Here is a 274-nt window from a genome sequence, read left to right as displayed (position 1 = left end):
GGAACAACCAATTTGAATTATGTTAAGAATTAAGACCTTACAAGCGGTCTAAATCATTAAGTACAACAGACCTAAAACAAACAAAGCGGCCATGATAAACAGCAGGAAACTTAACACTTTGGTTGTGGTTGACGCAGTGTCCGTGCTCTCTTTTTTGATTTTGTTTTTCTTAGCAACGTATAGCACCATTTTTACATGCTCGATATTGTCCTCGAGATAATGCTCGCCTTCAGGTACAAAACCTAACGACTCATAAAAACTAAGTAAGTAAACC

The 274-nt window shown here is 37.2% G+C and carries 1 pseudogene; it reads right to left on the bottom strand.

Going from position 1 to position 274, the window contains the following annotated elements:
• Positions 1–48: 48 nt before the first annotated feature.
• Positions 49–274 (bottom strand): annotated as a pseudogene (locus SB725_RS31175) (hypothetical protein); the annotation flags it as partial.

Origin of the sequence: Pseudomonas sp. SIMBA_041 (assembly GCF_046535095.1) — a bacterium.
In the GTDB taxonomy this organism is placed as follows: domain Bacteria; phylum Pseudomonadota; class Gammaproteobacteria; order Pseudomonadales; family Pseudomonadaceae; genus Aquipseudomonas; species Aquipseudomonas mucoides.
The sequence above is the reverse complement of the archived record's forward strand: the minus strand, read 5'-3'. Positions and strand labels throughout refer to the sequence as shown.